The 17,668-nt window shown below is 34.5% G+C and carries 15 protein-coding genes; 5 read left to right on the top strand and 10 right to left on the bottom strand.

All coding sequences use genetic code 11. The features are described from left to right. Window positions 1-70: 70 nt before the first annotated feature. Window positions 71-2,146 (bottom strand): YSIRK-targeted triacylglycerol lipase, encoded by a 2,076-nt coding sequence (lip2, locus tag JV528_RS00485; protein WP_204177112.1) that lies wholly within the window; start codon window positions 2,144-2,146, stop codon window positions 71-73. 417 nt (window positions 2,147-2,563) lie between these two features. Here lip2 and JV528_RS00480 point away from each other — a divergent pair, with 417 nt between their 5' ends. Beyond that, window positions 2,564-3,877, top strand: coding sequence for a YjiH family protein (locus JV528_RS00480; protein WP_001077708.1), 1,314 nt, complete (start codon window positions 2,564-2,566; stop codon window positions 3,875-3,877). 129 nt (window positions 3,878-4,006) lie between these two features. Here JV528_RS00480 and JV528_RS00475 read toward each other — a convergent pair whose 3' ends face one another. After that, complete coding sequence (locus tag JV528_RS00475; protein WP_000936725.1) at window positions 4,007-4,675, bottom strand: N-acetylmannosamine-6-phosphate 2-epimerase; 669 nt, start codon at window positions 4,673-4,675, stop codon at window positions 4,007-4,009. 139 nt (window positions 4,676-4,814) lie between these two features. On the opposite strand from JV528_RS00475, the gene rpiRa reads away from it, so the two are divergent. Next, window positions 4,815-5,615, top strand: a complete 801-nt coding sequence (rpiRa, locus tag JV528_RS00470) for a pentose phosphate pathway transcriptional regulator RpiRA (protein WP_000667382.1) — start codon at window positions 4,815-4,817, stop codon at window positions 5,613-5,615. A gap of 276 nt (window positions 5,616-5,891) precedes the next feature. Here the strand turns inward: rpiRa and JV528_RS00465 are convergent, their stop codons facing one another. After that, window positions 5,892-6,752, bottom strand: coding sequence for an ROK family protein (locus tag JV528_RS00465; RefSeq protein WP_000291432.1), 861 nt, complete (start codon window positions 6,750-6,752; stop codon window positions 5,892-5,894). 157 nt (window positions 6,753-6,909) lie between these two features. Between JV528_RS00465 and JV528_RS00460 the strand changes: the two genes are divergently transcribed. After that, window positions 6,910-7,791, top strand: coding sequence for an N-acetylneuraminate lyase (locus JV528_RS00460; RefSeq protein ID WP_204177110.1), 882 nt, complete (start codon window positions 6,910-6,912; stop codon window positions 7,789-7,791). A gap of 39 nt (window positions 7,792-7,830) precedes the next feature. Continuing rightward, the gene (locus tag JV528_RS00455) at window positions 7,831-9,363 is read left to right on the top strand and encodes a sodium:solute symporter family protein (protein ID WP_000665735.1); all 1,533 of its coding nucleotides are present in this window, start codon (window positions 7,831-7,833) and stop codon (window positions 9,361-9,363) included. Between the two features lie 105 nt (window positions 9,364-9,468). On the opposite strand, the gene JV528_RS00450 is transcribed toward JV528_RS00455, so the two are convergent. From JV528_RS00450 to JV528_RS00435, 4 genes are all read right to left on the bottom strand, one after another. Next, window positions 9,469-10,689: a NupC/NupG family nucleoside CNT transporter gene (locus JV528_RS00450; protein WP_001022967.1), complete on the bottom strand. Its 1,221-nt coding sequence runs from the start codon at window positions 10,687-10,689 to the stop codon at window positions 9,469-9,471. Window positions 10,690-10,699: 10 nt separating this feature from the next. Further along, complete coding sequence (locus JV528_RS00445; protein ID WP_000002065.1) at window positions 10,700-11,623, bottom strand: pseudouridine-5'-phosphate glycosidase; 924 nt, start codon at window positions 11,621-11,623, stop codon at window positions 10,700-10,702. Further along, window positions 11,598-12,716, bottom strand: coding sequence for a carbohydrate kinase (locus JV528_RS00440; RefSeq protein ID WP_001283967.1), 1,119 nt, complete (start codon window positions 12,714-12,716; stop codon window positions 11,598-11,600). The genes JV528_RS00445 and JV528_RS00440 overlap by 26 nt, the downstream gene beginning before the upstream one ends. A 341-nt stretch (window positions 12,717-13,057) precedes the next feature. Then, window positions 13,058-14,047 (bottom strand): PTS sugar transporter subunit IIC, encoded by a 990-nt coding sequence (locus JV528_RS00435; RefSeq protein ID WP_223181135.1) that lies wholly within the window; start codon window positions 14,045-14,047, stop codon window positions 13,058-13,060. Here JV528_RS00435 and JV528_RS14615 point away from each other — a divergent pair. Beyond that, window positions 13,998-14,138 (top strand): hypothetical protein, encoded by a 141-nt coding sequence (locus tag JV528_RS14615; RefSeq protein WP_011446983.1) that lies wholly within the window; start codon window positions 13,998-14,000, stop codon window positions 14,136-14,138. The two genes, JV528_RS00435 and JV528_RS14615, sit on opposite strands and share 50 nt — an antisense overlap. 158 nt (window positions 14,139-14,296) lie before the next feature. Here JV528_RS14615 and JV528_RS00430 read toward each other — a convergent pair whose 3' ends face one another. The 3 genes from JV528_RS00430 to JV528_RS00420 all read right to left on the bottom strand — a co-directional run bounded on the left by JV528_RS00430 (window position 14,297) and on the right by JV528_RS00420 (window position 17,175). After that, window positions 14,297-14,974, bottom strand: coding sequence for an ABC transporter ATP-binding protein (locus tag JV528_RS00430; protein WP_204177108.1), 678 nt, complete (start codon window positions 14,972-14,974; stop codon window positions 14,297-14,299). 12 nt (window positions 14,975-14,986) lie between these two features. Continuing rightward, the gene (locus JV528_RS00425) at window positions 14,987-16,036 is read right to left on the bottom strand and encodes an ABC transporter permease (RefSeq protein ID WP_000477929.1); all 1,050 of its coding nucleotides are present in this window, start codon (window positions 16,034-16,036) and stop codon (window positions 14,987-14,989) included. A gap of 248 nt (window positions 16,037-16,284) precedes the next feature. Next, window positions 16,285-17,175, bottom strand: coding sequence for a 5'-nucleotidase, lipoprotein e(P4) family (locus JV528_RS00420; RefSeq protein ID WP_001033884.1), 891 nt, complete (start codon window positions 17,173-17,175; stop codon window positions 16,285-16,287). Between the last annotated feature and the right edge of the window lie 493 nt (window positions 17,176-17,668).

Below are 17,668 nucleotides of genomic sequence, written 5' to 3'. Positions count from 1 at the left end.
ATGTTACTTATATCTGCTGTGCCATGTTAGTAGCACGAAATGCATAGCATATTAAATTACGAAAATGAATTTAACTTGCTTTCAATTGTGTACCTTTACCTTCAGTTGCTTCAACACGCAACAAGTCATTTATAATACCTGTATAGAAGTTGGCGAGTTCTGCACCTTTACGCTTGAAATCTAGGAAATCTACACCGATAAAATCGACATGATCCCATCCTTGTATGATTGGTTTAACTTGCCAGATACCTCTTCGTGTGGCAGGTTCATCATTCGTAACATTAACAAATGGTTGATTGGACGGATGTAATGACGAAATCACTGGCACGACACCATCATTTTTACGCCATTCTTCTCTTGCATCATGACCAATAATTCTACTCGTTGTATCCATTAAGAAAAATGTACCTAAATCAGGATTTTCATAACCTAATGGACCAGTATGAGATGATACACCTGTATAAGTCGTGTACGTAATATTTGGATTCATACTTGTCATGTTGTTCAATTTTGCAGAGCCATCTAACGTTAAATCATAGGCAGCATTGTCGTCTGATGTCCAAATTTTGCTTTTACTAACGCGTTTTATATAGTCAATGTAACTCTCATTTGGTAATTGTTTAAAGCCCCATTGCGTTAATCCTAAATCGATATTCGAATACTTGTTACCCATAAATCGATTTAAAGCGAACATGATTTTTCTAACAGCTTCTGTATTTCCAAACTTATCAGCTGCTTGTGAACCATTATGTGGTGTTGCTAATGTTGTGATTGATGCAACCATATTGTCATGACCACCAGTGAATAATGGTGATATTTCTCCACCATGCGCTTTATGATAGGCAATTTCTTCTTTGTTACCATTTCTTAAAAACTCTTCCATTAAACGAATTGTTTGACCACCCATACTATGCCCTACAAGATGTACCTTTTTACCAGGTTCCCAATTAGGCATGATTCCTTTATATGTCTTACCATAGCGCTCATGTCCGTATTTAGCTGCATGTGCTGCACCATAATCTACGCGACCACCTTTGATGTAATAATAAAGTTCTACAGCACGATCATAGTTGCTACCAAATGCACTAACACTTGCTTGATGTACATTATAGCCTTGCTTTCTCAATTCTTCGATAACTTTAAATTTATTCCCACCCCAATAATTTGGGTATAAAGCAGGTGCATTATCGCCTACTAATCCTAAAAATCCATGTACAAAAACAACTGGATATTTGTTAAGTGGTTGTACTTGATTCGCTTTAAGTGGTCGAACCTTTTTAGCATCTGCTGCTGCATTTGTAGTCGAACGTGTTTTAGGCGCTTGAAGCGCATCTTTGATTAGTTGTTTATTATCAGTATTTTTATCTGTCGGTTTCTCTGGGGAATTTTGACCATCGATATGTTTACTTAAATCGCCAACTTGTGGTTTCTGTTCACTTTGGCGAACAGTATCATCTTGCTTTGCATCTATGATTTGATGCGCGGGTTGATGTGTATCTTGTTGATTTGGATGCTTGTCCGTGGTTGCATCTTGTGTTTTTGTTGATTTAGGTGCAGTTTTATCATTAGATGGGGGTGTTGTTGAAGTTGGTGCTGCTTTATCATGATTTGGTATTACCTTTTGTGCCGGAATGGATGGTTGTGATTTATCAACATCATTCGATTGTGACGTTGTCGATTGTGATCCATTACATTCAGCATGATGGGTGTTTTGAACCTGGTCATTTTGGCGTTCAGTTTTGTTAATCGCGTTATTTTGGTGTGACTGTCTAGAACCTTGTCGTTCAGAATCTTGCTTTACTTGATTATCATTTTGCGTTCTGATTGTTTTACTATTTTGTGTTGATTGATGCTTCGATGATTGAAGCGTATCTTTACCTTCTGTCACTGTTCCACTTTTACCATTCTCTTTATGCATATCGTCTAATTGCTTTCCTGACTGCATTTGATGTGACGTTATGGCATTCCCTTGTTCTCCCGGTTGATTTAGTGTTTCTTTTTGTGCCGCTGCATTAGTCGTTGGTGTTTTTTCCGAGGCTTGTGCTTCATGTGATGTCACAACAAACATTGTAGCCGCTAACACTGACACCACGCCTATTGAATACTTTCTAATACTATACTTTCTTTCTTCTTGTCCTCTTAACATATAATCACCTCAAAAGTATTTTTTTGACCCCCTCTTGAGAATGAAAAACAACTGCACCTTCAATATAACATGACATATATTATTTTTTGATTAAGACTACAAAATTAATAAAAATTTAATAATACGATATTAAATCGATACTAATCATTTACAAATATCTGTATCCTCAAATAATTTGTAATCACTTTTAATTGTGGCGTTGAATCAACACAACAACATTTAAGATAAATATTTTATTAAGTAATATAGTTTCAATCTATATATAATTAGTTAATTTGTATTGGTATGAAAATAATTCAAACTATACAATTATAGTAAGTTTTCAGATTTTTCTAAATTAAAACAATGATTCATCTCATTAAGGGGAAGATGCATCATACAGTTTTGTGTATTCATTTAAACAAAGGGGTTGCTTTAATGAATCAATATCATTCTAATGCACAACAACCAAGTGCATGGCGTTTTTTTGTCTATAGTTTAGTGGGCATACTATGTTTCTTTATTCCTTTTACGATTAATGGTAACAACACTATTTTCGTCGATCATGTTCATCTAGCCATTCGCTCAATCATAGGTCCACTTATGCCCTATGTTGCACTGATTATGATTTTAATTGGTACAGCGTTACCAATAGTGAGACGTACTTTTATGACTTCAATCACAAACTTGGTCATTACATTATTTAAAGTTGCAGGTGCAATAATCGGTATAATGTATGTATTTAAAATCGGTCCATCAATACTATTTAAAGCTAACTATGGTCCGTTTTTGTTTGAAAAATTAATGATGCCATTAAGTATCTTAATTCCAGTAGGTGCAATTGCGCTTTCTTTATTAGTAGGCTATGGCTTATTAGAATTTGTCGGTGTTTATATGGAGCCTATTATGAGACCTATTTTTAAAACACCAGGAAAATCCGCTGTCGATGCAGTGGCTTCGTTTGTCGGCAGTTATTCCTTAGGATTATTGATTACTAATCGTGTCTATAAGCAAGGGATGTACAACAAACGAGAAGCCACGATTATTGCGACTGGCTTTTCAACAGTTTCAGCAACTTTTATGATTATCGTTGCTAAAACTTTAGGATTAATGCCGCATTGGAATTTATACTTTTGGATAACTTTAGTCATCACATTTGTCGTGACTGCAATTACTGCATGGCTACCGCCAATCACCAATGAATCAACAGAATATTATAACGGACAAGAAGGAGAACAAGAAGTTGCTATTGAAGGAAGCAGACTGAAAACTGCATATGCAGAGGCGATGAAACAAAATGCATTAACACCTTCCCTCGTGAAGAACGTTTGGGACAATTTGAAAGACGGTTTAGAAATGACTGTTGGTATTTTGCCTTCTATATTATCGATTGGTTTTTTAGGACTGATTGTAGCGAACTATACACCATTCATTGATTGGCTTGGCTATATATTCTATCCATTTATTTATATTTTCCCAATTGCTGATCAGGCTGTACTTGCAAAAGCTTCAGCGATTTCTATTGTAGAAATGTTTTTACCATCTTTGTTAGTAACTAAAGCTGCAATGAGTACTAAATTTGTCGTCGGTGTAGTAAGCGTATCAGCCATTATCTTTTTCTCAGCATTAGTGCCATGTATACTAGCAACTGAAATTAAAATACCTGTCTGGAAACTCATCATCATTTGGTTTTTACGCGTGGCATTGTCGCTATTAATCACCATCCCCGTCGCTTTACTTATTTTTGGATAATTCAAATTGAAAATAAAATCACTATCATAAACAAACAAAACGAGATGAACCCATTACATTCATTCAGCCACCTAAGATAATTAGGTACCTTTAATTAATGATGGTCATCTCGTTTTTTATCGTTATCATTTAATCTTCCATAACTTGAACAAAACGTTTCGTAATTTCTTTTGGTCGTGTTATCGCACCACCAACGACTGAACAATGAACGCCTAAGTCCATCACGCGTTTATACATATCCGGTGTAATGACATTACCTTCCGCAATAACTTTTGCATCAACACTTTGTAGTACATCTTTTAGAAATTGGAAGTCATTTTGATAAAGTAATTGTCCTTGCGTATAACTAGTATAACCATGTAACGTCGTGCCAATATAATCAAAGCCAAGTCGTGCCGCATTTTTAGCTTCTTCAACGGTCGCGATATCAGCCATGATTTCAACGTTAGGTGCATGTGTTCTAATATATGTCACTAATTCGTCTAACGTTTCTTTCGGGCGTTGCTGTAACGTTGCATCCAATGCAATGACTTCACATTGGCTTTCTATCAGTTCATCAACTTCTTTTGACGTTGCAGTAATGAAAACATCTGAGTGATCATAGTCACGTTTCACAATGCCAATAACTGGTAAATCTACCGTTTCTTTAATTGCTAAAATGTCTTCCTTAGTATTTGCGCGAATACCAACAGCACCACCTTCATACGCAGCTAATGCCATTTTCGACATAATAAAAGATGAATGTAATGGTTCATCTGGTAGTGCCTGACAAGATACTATTAATCCATGTGGTAACATTATTCCTCACTCCATAAGTCGTTTTTTCACGTAAAGTCATTTACAATATATCATTAAGATAATTTTTATCAATGCTTTTTACTATCTTGAAAATATTTTTCATATATAATAGTAATCATTAAGATGAAGGGGTGACACAATGAAATTTGAGAATCGTGTTCAACGTTATCAACATTTATTTACAAAAACTGATAAACGCATCGTCAATTATATAAGACAAAATGGTTATAGCGATGCCTTTTCAACGATTAACTCCTTAGCCCATGCGATTGGTACATCACCAGCAACGATGACACGCTTTAGTCATAAGCTGGATTATGAGAATTTCCAAGATTTAAAATTTAATATTCAACAAGAAATGACAGAGACAGTTATTGAAAATAGCCCAATCATTCAAAGAATTCATAAATATCATCAACAAATCATTCAACAAACTGGTGAATTTATTGATAACGACATTATCCAAACCTTTATCGACAAACTTCAATCAAGTCGACATATACTCTTTGCTGGACTAGGTAGCTCTGGTTTATCAGCGACTGAATTTTATTATCGTATGATTCGTATGGGGCTAAAAGGTAATGTTACTACCGATTCACATTTAATGAAAATATCGGCATCTCTACTATCTCATTCGGACATGTTTATTGCTATGTCAAATAGTGGTAATACTTCGGAATTAATTTCAGCAGCGGAAGTCGCCAAATCTCATGGTGCATATGTCGTTGCCATCACAAATTTCGAAGGTAGTAAACTTACAGATTGTGCAGATTTAGTACTTTTAACAACGGATCAATCGCGTAATACCGACCATCAATTTATCAACACACAAATTGCGACACTCTTTTTAATCGATATCGTGAGTTATCATTTATTAGAAAATACAAATCTGAGTCAAACTTATCAACATACTAAATCTATTATCCTAGACAACAAATAACTAGTAGTATATTCAAATCCACCTGCAACTGTAAACAATCATCGTGATTGTCCCAACAAGTTGCTAGGTGCTTTTTTAATTTCAATGCCAAATACTTTTTTACATTTTTGAGAACTATACTTTCAAGCGTCTTCAATTTAATATGCCCGTGTCACACTGTTGGTTGATATAGTTTAGATTGGTCCTAGATAGAGTGTGATGTGTGGAACTAACAACAGCTCTCATCTCTCTTATCGGTTTCAAATTCTATTTTAGAATGACTCCTTCTTTCAACCATCATTGCAAACAGCCATATAATGCTGCATCATTTTTACTCTTAGTCGTTTGTATCGGTGCATAAACATAGTCTTTTGGTAAATAGTGTGCAACTTTCGGCTCGATATATTTAATGAGATTGTCTCCTTGTTCAGATATACCGCCACCAATTAATATAAGACCTGGATCATACATGACTTGTATTTGGGCAATCCCTTCTGCTACATCTTCTGCCCACTCATTCAATATTTGTTTTGCAATATCATCACCTTCTTCAGCTGCTTCAAACAATACTGGCACATGTGTGCTTCTCGTAAATCCTCCGTCAATCATGCGCTTTTTCAATGCACTCGTTGCAGCACGTTGCTCAAACGTTGTATTTTCAGTTGGACGATACAATAAATACCCAACTTCATTTGCCTTATGAAGTTCACCATTATCAATATGGCCTTGATTATTTTTGTACGCACCCCCAATGCCTGTACCAAGCGTCATACAAAAGATCCGTTCTGCTTGATATTGATGTAATTTCAATTCGCCTAGTAATGCAGCGTTTACATCATTTTTTACTTTGACATAAGGAGACAGGGATTTTAATAATCGCTTAAAATTAGTACCTTTATAATTCGGAATGGTTGGCCCTGCGTATACAATTTCGCCTTTTTGTTCATCAACAACGCCTGCTGATGAAATACCTATGACAGGTTGGATCAAATGATATTGCTTCATATATCCTGTTACAATCTCATATACTTTGTCAGTAATAAGCTCACTTTTATTGTCCGGCGTTGGTATTTGTTGATAGTCAAACATATTCAATTGCTTATCAATAACTGCCGATTTAATTTGAGTGCCTCCAATATCGATTGCGATGTAATACACCTTACTCACTCCATTTCTATTGATTTTGAAAAATATTTTCATTAATTATACATAAATATGACTACAATTTTCAAAAAATATTGTTACATTTTATGATAGCGTTTACAATTATAGCTGTAAACTATATTATCAAATGATTTTTTGGAGGGACTTCATAATGAACAAAGATTTAAAAGGTTTATATGCAGCGTTACTCGTTCCTTTTGATGAAAATGGTCAAGTAAATGAACAAGGACTTAAACAAATTGCTCAAAATGCCATTGAAACTGAAGAATTAGACGGTCTTTATGTAAATGGCAGCTCAGGCGAAAACTTTTTATTAAATACAGAGCAGAAGAAGCAAGTTTTCAAGGTTGCCAAAGAGGCAGTTGGGGATAAGGTGAAATTGATTGCTCAAGTAGGTTCGTTAGATTTAAATGAAGCCATTGAACTTGGAAAATATGCCACAGAACTCGGTTATGATGCACTTTCTGCCGTAACACCATTCTACTATCCATTTACTTTTGAAGAAATTAGAGATTACTATTTCGATATTATCGAAGCAACACAGAACAATATGATTATTTATGCAATACCAGATTTAACAGGTGTGAATATTTCTATTGAACAATTCAGCGAGCTATTTAATCATGAAAAAATTGTTGGTGTTAAATATACAGCGCCGAACTTCTTCCTACTCGAACGTATTAGAAAAGCATTCCCAGACAAATTAATCTTATCTGGCTTTGATGAAATGTTAGTTCAAGCTACGATTTCTGTCGTAGATGGTGCAATTGGTTCTACATATAACGTTAATGGTCGCCGCGCTAGAAAAATCTTCGACTTAGCAAGACAAGGTCAAATTCAAGAAGCTTACCAACTACAACATGATTCAAACGACATTATCGAAACAGTGTTATCAATGGGGATTTATCCAACATTGAAAGAAATATTACGTCATCGTGGCATTGATGCAGGATTACCGAAACGTCCATTCAAACCTTTTAACGAAGCACATCGACAAACATTAGATCAACTCATTGCAAAATACGATTTATAGACATCAAAGAATCAATACATTGTAAAGGGGATGTTGTCCATGAAAGAAGTTGGATTTGGCACACTGAACTGGGTTGCCGTTATCATTTATCTACTAGCTATGTTGTTCATTGGCGTTTATTTTACCAAGCGCGCGAGCCAAAGTACGAATAGTTTCTTTACCGCAAGTGGTCGCTTGCCATCTTGGGTAGTTGGGTTTTCAATTTATGCAACTACATTAAGTGCAATTACGTTTATGTCTACACCAGAGAAAGCATTTTTAACAGATTGGTCATATATTGCAGGTAACATCGCTATCGTAGCAATTATTCCATTACTCATTTATTTCTATGTTCCATTCTTTAAAAAGTTAAAGGTAACATCTGCATATGAATATCTAGAAGCACGTTTCGGACCTAGCATTCGTGTCATTGGCTCTTTACTATTTGTAGTTTATCATCTAGGGCGTGTAGCAATCGTTATCTACTTACCAACATTAGCGATTACATCTGTATCAGACATGAATCCTTATATCGTTGCATCACTCGTTGGTTTACTATGTATTTTATATACATTTTTAGGTGGATTCGAAGGTGTGGTTTGGAGTGATTTCATTCAAGGCGTCATTTTATTAGGCGGCGCTTTAGTTATCATTATTCTAGGTGTTATGAACATTAATGGCGGTTTTGGCACTGTCTTTGCAGATGCGATTGAGCACAAAAAATTAATTAGTGCAGACAATTGGAAACTGAATACTGCAGCAGCTGCCATTCCAATTATTTTCCTAGGAAATATTTTCAACAATTTGTATCAATACACGGCGAGTCAAGACGTCGTGCAGCGTTATCAAGCTTCTGATAGTTTAAAAGAAACAAATAAATCGTTATGGACAAATGGTATCCTAGCTTTAATTTCAGCACCTTTATTTTATGGTATGGGTACAATGTTGTATTCATTTTATGCACATGAAGCTGTTTTACCAAAAGGCTTCAATACATCATCTGTAGTGCCATATTTCATTTTGACTGAGATGCCACCATTTGTAGCAGGATTACTTATTGCTGCCATTTTCGCAGCTACACAGTCTACCATTTCATCTAGTTTAAATTCTATATCTGCTTGTATTTCAATCGACATTAAGCAACGCTTCTTCGGAAAAGGTAGCGAGCGACACGAAGTTAACTTTGCGCGTTTCATTATTATCATTGCAGGTATTTTCGGTTTTGGAATGTCACTATACTTAATTGCTTCTAATTCAAATGACTTATGGGATTTATTCTTGTTTGTAACTGGATTATTCGGCGTTCCATTGGCTGGTGTATTTGCAGTTGGTATTTTCACTAAACGTACGAACACATTCGGTGTTATTTGTGGATTAATATTGGGTATCATCTTTGCTTATGTCTATAATGGTGTTGGCAAAGGTAACTCACCTTTCTATGTATCTACCATTTCATTTACAGTTGCTTTTGTCTTTGCTTATATACTTAGCTTCATTGTCCCTTCAAAACATAAAAAAGATATAACGGGATTAACAATTTTTGAAAAAGATAAACCATCAACATACATTTCAAAAACGGCTACGAAAAAGTAGATTGTTATGATAAAACCCCATCACTAAGTTATGATGCGCTGTTGCGCCAACTTGGTGATGGGGTTTTGATGTTGTTATAAATTTAATTTAGATACTTCGATTAATTTACAATACTAGGCCAATGATTGATCCTGAAATGATTGAAGCTAGAGTTGAACCAAGTAACAGCCTCATTGCAAAGGATGCAACTTTTTCTCCTTGTTTATCACTAATGCCTTTAATTGAACCTACGATGATACCAACCGTACCAAAATTAGCGAAGCTTACTAAGTAAACTGAAATGATACCTTGTGTTCGAGCAGATACATCACCCAGGACATTTTTAAAATCAAGCATTGCTACAAACTCATTTGTAATTAATTTAGTCGCCATTAAAGAGCCAGCTGGAACAGCTTCGCTCCATGGAATCCCCATTAAGAATGCGATTGGTGCAAACACATAGCCAATAAGCTGTTTAAAGTTCAAACCAACACTACCAAACATGATATTAATTGCTTCCATTAGTGAAATAAATGCTAACAACATTACGGCTACTACAACAGCGATTTTAAACCCATCCATTGCACTATCACCAATCATTTGGAAAAAGGCAACTTTCTTAGGTTTTCCTGTTTTTCCATTCAATGTTTTAGTTTCTGTGGATTTCGTTAAGTTATCAATTTCAACATCAGTATCATCAGATTTATAGGGATTGATTACACTGGCGATGATAAGCGCACTAAAAATATTTAACATTACTGCTGTAACTACGAACTTAGGCTCAATCATCTGCATATATGAACCCAACATTGCCATACTAACAGCACTCATACCAGATGTCGCAATTGTATATAATTTTGCTCTAGACAACTTTGGTATAATGTCTTTTATAGTTAAATAAACTTCTGGCTGTCCAAACATCGCTGTCGAAATAGCAAAGTAACTTTCTAAACGCCCCATTCTCGTTATTTTATTAATAGCAATACCTACATATTTGATAATAAATGGTAATACCTTAATATAATTAAAAATGCCTATTAATACAGAAATGAACACTAATGGCAGCAACACATTTAAAAAGAATGTAAAGCCATTTTTATTTTGTATATCTCCAAAAACAAAGTTTATACCTGCTTTACTAACATTTATTAACCCTTCAAAAAATGAACCTAATGCAGTTAAGATTGTTAAACCAATCGTTGTGTTCATCATAAATAACACAATCAACACTTGAATAAATATCATTATTAACGTCTTTTTGAAGTCTATGTTTTTACGATCAAAACTGAATAAAAACGCAACAAATAGTGCAAATGCTATCCCTGTGATAGCGAATAAAATATTCATGTATCATCACCTACAATAATTTATTAACAGCGACAGCAATTTTAGCACCCAACGCCGCATTGTTTTCAACAAGTTTTATATTTGCTGCTAAACTTTTACCATTCGTTTTTTCTACAATTTTCCCTAACAAGAACGGTGTGGCGTCCTTACCTTTAATACCTTGGTTTTCGGCTTCAACAACAGCTTCATTTATGATTGCCTCAATATATGCTTTTGATAAGGCATGCTCATATGGAATTGGATTAGCAACAACAATGCCACCTTCAAGATTTAACTGCTGTTTTGTTAAATGAATGTCAGCAAGTCGTTCTGGCGTTTCAACCGAACTTGTTAACTTAATACCGCTTTCGCGAGTGAAGAATGCTGGCAATTCATTCGTTTGATATCCAATAACTGGAACGCCTTTTGTTTCTAAATACTCCATTGTCTTAGGTAAGTCTAAAATTGATTTGGCACCTGCACAGATAACAGTGACATTTGTTTTAGACAGTTCTTCTAAGTCTGCTGAAATGTCCATCGTATGTTCTGCACCTTTATGGACACCCCCAATACCTCCAGTAACAAAAAATTGAATACCAGCCATTGCAGCACATATCATCGTCGTCGCTACAGTAGTAGCACCAATACGCTGCATAGCAACAATTTCTGCTAAATCCCTTCTAGACACTTTAGCAACGTCTTTATTAGTTGCAAGTATTTCTAAATCTTCACTTTCTAAACCAATTTTAATTTTGCCATCTATAATGGCTATGGTTGCTGGAATGGCACCATTATTCCTGATAATTTGCTCTACTGTTGTTGCCATTTCAACATTTTGTGGGTACGGCATACCATGCGAAATAATTGTTGATTCTAATGCTACAATCGGTTGATTGTTCTCCCGTGCTTGCTGAACTTCTCGAGAATATTCAATATACTTTTGTAAATTTGCCATTTTTATAATCCTCCATATCGTGATAAAGTTGCTGTTGATCTAGGTTTTGCCTAACTGTATATTTCGTTTCTATCGTTTTCTTTGCGTTAACCATACCAGCAATTAATATATCTTCAGTAGGCATCCCATTTAACCAGCTATACACTACTGCAGCACAGAATGAATCACCTGCACCTGTAACATCTTTCACACTATTTGATGGCATAACTGACTTGATGATTTCTTCCTCACCACTTCGATAAATGAGTTCTTTCACGCCATTTGTCACAATAACATTTTTAACACCTAAATCATTCCAGCGTTTAGCAGCTATTTTTAAATCATCAGTAGATTCTATTTTTAAATTTAAGTATGTTTCTGTTTCATCTTTATTCGTGATAATCCAATCAATAGCATGTAATGAATCAGGCATATTTTTCATTTTTGGGGAAGAAACCGTGGTGATAACTAATTTGATTTGATGTTTCGTGGTATAGGCACATAAGAAGTTTAATGCCTCTTTGCCTAAATTCAAATCGACAATAATGCACTTAGCCTTTTTCAATAAGTGTGAACGCTTAATTAAAAATTCAGGCGTAATGTAGTCAAACACTTCCATATCTGCTAAGCCATATGTCATGTCGCCTTCTTTACTAATTAAAGCTGTATATGAACCTGTACTCGCATTTTCAAATTGTTGAACATGATCCAAATTCATAAATGGTGTGGACAATCGTTTAATCATTTCCCATTCACTATCTTGTCCACTAGCAGATAAAAAAGCGACCGTTTCGCCAAGCCTACCTAAGTTCTCAGCAATATTTCTTGCTACGCCACCAATAGAGCGTGTTGACGTTACAGGATTTGATGTTTCTGCAACTAAATCTTTATGCACATAAAACTTACGATCTACATTCGCTGCGCCAATACAAACAATAGGATAATCTTCATTTAAAACATATGCCTTTCCCATAACATATTCCTTTTGTATTAATCCTGAAATAATGTTTGCTACGCTGGGTCTAGATAATCCAATTGCCTCAGCAAGTTCACGTTGTGAAATAAACGGATTATCTTTAATTCTTTTTAAAATTTCTTTCTCAGAATCGCTCATAACATCCCTCCTCATATTGACTTAAAATAATTGAATCAGTGAATTTACAAAAATATCGTAGCATGCAGTTATTTCTGTTGTAAACGCTTACATTTACCGTTATATCAATGATATTTGTTTATAAAATACGCATAATTTCGTAAAAAGTAAGTTCATTCCATCGCGTAAAAGGCACTTGAGAAAATGATAAATGTTTATACAGTATGATATTTGTCGACTATAAATTATGACATTTTTATGTCTTATATTTTCTATAAAAAAACGTGACTCATTATCGACTTTTACATCGACTGAATCACGTTACTATGTTTTATTTGTTTTTACTATTCAATATGATGATGTTATGCGTCTACTGCACCTCGATTAATCATGTCTTGCTTAGTAACAATTGGATATTTTTTAAATACGATTGAACCAAGATAACCTGCAAGCGCACCTACAATCGCCATTACTACACCATAAATCACAATTGTCGTCGGATGATTAAATCCAAACATAACTAAAAATCCTGCAATCGGTGTAGCTGTACCTGTCGCATCGTTAATTAAACCTGACATAGCAATAATTAAACCAGCAATCGCACCACCAAAGAAATTTGTAATATAGATTGGAATTGGATTGGCTGATACAATATCTGCTTGTGATAAAGGTTCAATACTTACTGCAATCGTAGACTTACGATCACCTAATTTTAAGCGATGGAATAGCGTCCCATTCATAAATGCCGAACTAAATGCTGCCATGGCACCAATAGCCATAGGTACACCCGTTAAACCTAACAAAGCTGTCAATGCCATTGAACTCAATGGCGCTGTGCCGACAACCGTGATAATACCACCTAAAATGATACCCATGATAATTGGATTCGTATTCGTACTACTTTGGATAATATCACCAATTCTAATCAATGTACTATTCACTACTGGCGTTAATAATACTGCAATAAGACGAGCTAATGGCGCTAAGATGACAATCGATCCAATTAAGTCGACACCATCCGGCACATATTTCTCTGTATATTTCATCACATATCCAATCATATAACCCGCAAAGAAACCTGGTAATAAATCCATACCACCGCACGCGGCTGCTATAACTAATGCATATACTGGTGACACCCCGATAGCTAATGCTGTTAATCCAGCGGCAGCGACACCACCTAGACCTCCCGCAGCGTCTCCTAGCTCTTCTAAAAATTTAATACCGAATACTTCGCCACCAACATATTTATTAAATGCTTCTACTAAAAATGTTGCGATTGCTGCATTAGCTAATGCTCCCATGGCGCGCATACCATTAGGCGCTTTATATGTAAATAATGTAAAAATCACTAAGACCAAAAATAAAAATAAAGTACCTATCAATAAATCCATAACCATTGACCCCCATTACGATAATTTTATATTCAATCCCCATATTTAAATATTGAATACTTAGAGGCCATTTTACTACAAAAAATATTATATTTCACGGAATATTTCTAATTTTCGATAATAATTATTATTAATTGAATGTGAAAGTTTATTCAAATAATACATAAACATAAAAATACCGGCACATGATGTACCGGCTTAATAAAACTATTCTACTGTTTCATTTTCAAGATTAAGGATGCCATCTTTCATATGATATGAACGATCACAATATGCTTTAAGTCGTTCATCATGTGTAACAATAATACATGCTTTCTTTCTTTGTTTGGCTTGATCACGTAGAATTTTAATGACTTCAATCGCATTTTCAGTATCTAACGCCGCGGTAGGTTCATCCGCTAAAATAATCGACGGATTCGTATATAACGCTTTGGCTATGGCCACACGTTGTTTCTGACCACCTGAAATTTCTGAAGGTAACTTATTAAGCAATGATGTTAGCCCTAATTGTGACATAAGTTGCTGATAGTCTTCATTAGACATAACATTCTTATTTTTCTTTTTCAATAATGTAAATTGTTGCTTTACCGTTAAAAATGGCACAAGGTTTGTAGCTTGTAAAATAAAACCTATCTCAGACATTCTAACTTTTGCCAATGCTTTTTGCTTCATTGTCGTAATATCTTGGTTATTGATTAAAATGTGCCCAGATGTCGGCGTTTGTAAAGCACCTGCCATAGTTAGAAATGTACTTTTACCAGAGCCAGAAGGTCCAACCAATGCTATAATATCACCTTTATTTATCTCAAAATTTGTATCTTTAACCGCTTCAATGTTACGATTCCCATCTTTAAATGACTTTGTTACATTTTCAAATTTCAACATTTGCTACACCTCCTACCCAATCGCCTTTAACGGATCTATTTTTCTAATTGTTAAAATGGAGAATAAACTTCCTAATACAGAGACAATCATTAACACAATTGCAAATACGAGTAATGTTAGTACATCGAATTTGACAGGTACTGCATCAGGTAAAAATGCACCTGTAACGCCTGTTAACAGTAAACCAAATGCCGTACCAAATAATGCTAATATGAGCGTCTGCGAAATAACTACGTTCGCTAAATAGCCATTCGTAAATCCTTGAGCCTTTAATATGCCAAATAAACTTGTTTTTTGTAATGTCATGACATATAAGAAAATGCCTATAACTGTAGCTGAAATGACAAATAAGAATGAAATCATAAAGTTTAATGTTAAGTTCTGTGGTTTATAACCTGGTAAATTTTCAATAAAGTCATTAATACTTACCGCTTCAAGCTCTTGGTTTAATTTTTTGTCTTTCCAATTTGTATCACGTACAACAACTGCATTGATTTTATCTCCAGTCAATCTAGGATTGATTTTGGCAATGGTAGCGTCATTCGTGAAAATGACTGGTGACGCATTATATTTTGCACTTTCTGTAAAACCTACGATATGCAATTTTTCATCTGATTGAGATAGTGATAATGTGTCACCAATTTTAAATCCTTTATTTTTAAGTGTTTCATCAGCTAACACTTCATTATCTTTAGTCGCTTTATGCCCTTCTATTAATCTCGGAACTAAAAATGATGACTTTTCAACACCGAACACTAAAACATTGTCTTTTTGATGGCCATTAGAGACAATTTCACCTGTTTGCTTCAAAGTAGCTTGCTTCTTGTATTTATTTTCAATATCTTTCTTGTTAAAAACAGATTGTTGCACAGTTTGATTGGCATCTTTATTTAGAACAATGGCATCTGCTTGCCACTTATCAATGCCTTCTTTATTCATATTGATAAGACCATTCGCCAATCCAGATAATAAAAATAGCAAGTAACTAATCATCGTTAACACACCAATAATTAGTCCAAACTTCAATTTGTTGCGCCGTATTTCATTCCAAGCTAAAAACATGCATTTCTCTCCCTACTACTATGATTTAAACATTGTTTATATTCTTAGATGCACGTACGTCGTGTTGCGCTCTGTAATGTTATACATACACTTATCCTTCATTATACCCGAACTTTTTATATTAAAAGCAAATTTATGGAAAATGCAATTAATTGTCTATTATTTTTGTACGGTACATTTAAAATTAAGGATCAATTTAAAAACGCCTACATATACCTTTAAGTACATGTAGACGTCCAATTCATATATTATTTAACTTCGCCTGTTTTAGGATCGAATTGCTTAATAGCATTTTTACGTAATTTATCTTTTGCTTTGTCACTTGCTTTATAGTTATTGTTGTAAATTGTAGCTTCCCAACTACCATACATTGGGTTAGGGAAAATGATATATTTCTTACCGAAATCGTCTTTATGTTTTTCAATTAATGCTTCACGAGATTCAGCTGTAGCTTCTTTTGGATCTGTAAAGTCTAATAAATTATCTCCAAATAGCATGACAAGTTTATGATCCTTTTGAACTATTTGTCTGCGTGATTCTTTACTCTTATCATGTTTACCTTTTAGTAAAATATGACTCTTCTTAGCTTGAGGGATACCTTGTTGTTTTAAGTTCTTTTGTGTTGCCTTTAAATCTTTTTCTTTATCTCTATCAGAAATATAGTAGATATCGACACCTTTTTTGTCAGCATATTTCAAGAATTCTTTTGCGCCATAGACAGGTTTAGCTTTAGCAGCTTGTACCCATTCATGCCAACCTTCCGGGAAAGGTTTATTATGTATTGATGCATAGCCTTGATATGGAGAATTATCTAAAACTGTTTCATCTAAATCCAAAGCAATAGCTAACTTATGTTTACCTTTATTCTTTTTAATCTCTTTATCTAACTGAGTCTTTGCACTGTTATAACCTTGTAAATATAATGCTTTTGCTTCAGCTGAATTTTGATACCAAGCCACTGCCATAATATTTTGATTACCAAGATTCACCTTTTGTGATGCTGGTATAGAAGCTTGTTGCGTTTGTTGAACTTCAGCAGAACTTTTGGCAAACGCTGTAGAATTTGTCGTTTGTGGTGCTGAAACTGTAACCGCTACCGATAATGATGCTATTGCAATATACTTTGAAATTTTATTCATCTTATCACCTCATGATTAATATTTAAAATACAGTTAAAATTATAAATGCATTTATTTAATATTGCTATACTATGAAAAGATATTTAATATTATTTCTTGAAAAGCTAACAAATATGTGAACATTTCATATAAGCATGATTTAATGGGAGACCTATCACATGAGAGAGATTTGTGATTTATCACGTAATAAACTTAAATTCATTTGAGTGACTAGGCCTTTCTATCAGACATATTAACTCATCCACGTATCATTATGTGTACAGTGTGCTATCTCTTATTTACCTATTGGAACAACCATAAACCCATCCATAGTTTACCTTTTATAAATAGCAGTCCTCACTCATACAATTTCTCATAAAAATCACAACGCTCCAACGTATTTCCAACTTACTTTCACCTATTTTAATTCATAAAAACGACACTTTAATTGTCATTATCCAATAATAGCAAGACGTTATTATTGCAATCTTTTTTATAAAATAATAGAATCATA

Origin of the sequence: Staphylococcus sp. GDB20D11A (assembly GCF_016893255.1) — a bacterium.
Taxonomy (GTDB): Bacteria; Bacillota; Bacilli; order Staphylococcales; family Staphylococcaceae; genus Staphylococcus; species Staphylococcus aureus.
The sequence above is the reverse complement of the archived record's forward strand: the minus strand, read 5'-3'. Positions and strand labels throughout refer to the sequence as shown.

Coding starts and splice junctions, on each gene's coding strand:
- lip2 (WP_204177112.1), bottom strand. CDS start 2,146: ATGTTAAGAGGACAAGAAGAAAGAAAGTATAGTATTAGAAAGTATTCA.
- JV528_RS00480 (WP_001077708.1), top strand. CDS start 2,564: ATGAATCAATATCATTCTAATGCACAACAACCAAGTGCATGGCGTTTT.
- JV528_RS00475 (WP_000936725.1), bottom strand. CDS start 4,675: ATGTTACCACATGGATTAATAGTATCTTGTCAGGCACTACCAGATGAA.
- rpiRa (WP_000667382.1), top strand. CDS start 4,815: ATGAAATTTGAGAATCGTGTTCAACGTTATCAACATTTATTTACAAAA.
- JV528_RS00460 (WP_204177110.1), top strand. CDS start 6,910: ATGAACAAAGATTTAAAAGGTTTATATGCAGCGTTACTCGTTCCTTTT.
- JV528_RS00455 (WP_000665735.1), top strand. CDS start 7,831: ATGAAAGAAGTTGGATTTGGCACACTGAACTGGGTTGCCGTTATCATT.
- JV528_RS00450 (WP_001022967.1), bottom strand. CDS start 10,689: ATGAATATTTTATTCGCTATCACAGGGATAGCATTTGCACTATTTGTT.
- JV528_RS00445 (WP_000002065.1), bottom strand. CDS start 11,623: ATGGCAAATTTACAAAAGTATATTGAATATTCTCGAGAAGTTCAGCAA.
- JV528_RS00440 (WP_001283967.1), bottom strand. CDS start 12,716: ATGAGCGATTCTGAGAAAGAAATTTTAAAAAGAATTAAAGATAATCCG.
- JV528_RS14615 (WP_011446983.1), top strand. CDS start 13,998: ATGGCGCGCATACCATTAGGCGCTTTATATGTAAATAATGTAAAAATC.
- JV528_RS00430 (WP_204177108.1), bottom strand. CDS start 14,974: ATGTTGAAATTTGAAAATGTAACAAAGTCATTTAAAGATGGGAATCGT.
- JV528_RS00425 (WP_000477929.1), bottom strand. CDS start 16,036: ATGTTTTTAGCTTGGAATGAAATACGGCGCAACAAATTGAAGTTTGGA.
- JV528_RS00420 (WP_001033884.1), bottom strand. CDS start 17,175: ATGAATAAAATTTCAAAGTATATTGCAATAGCATCATTATCGGTAGCG.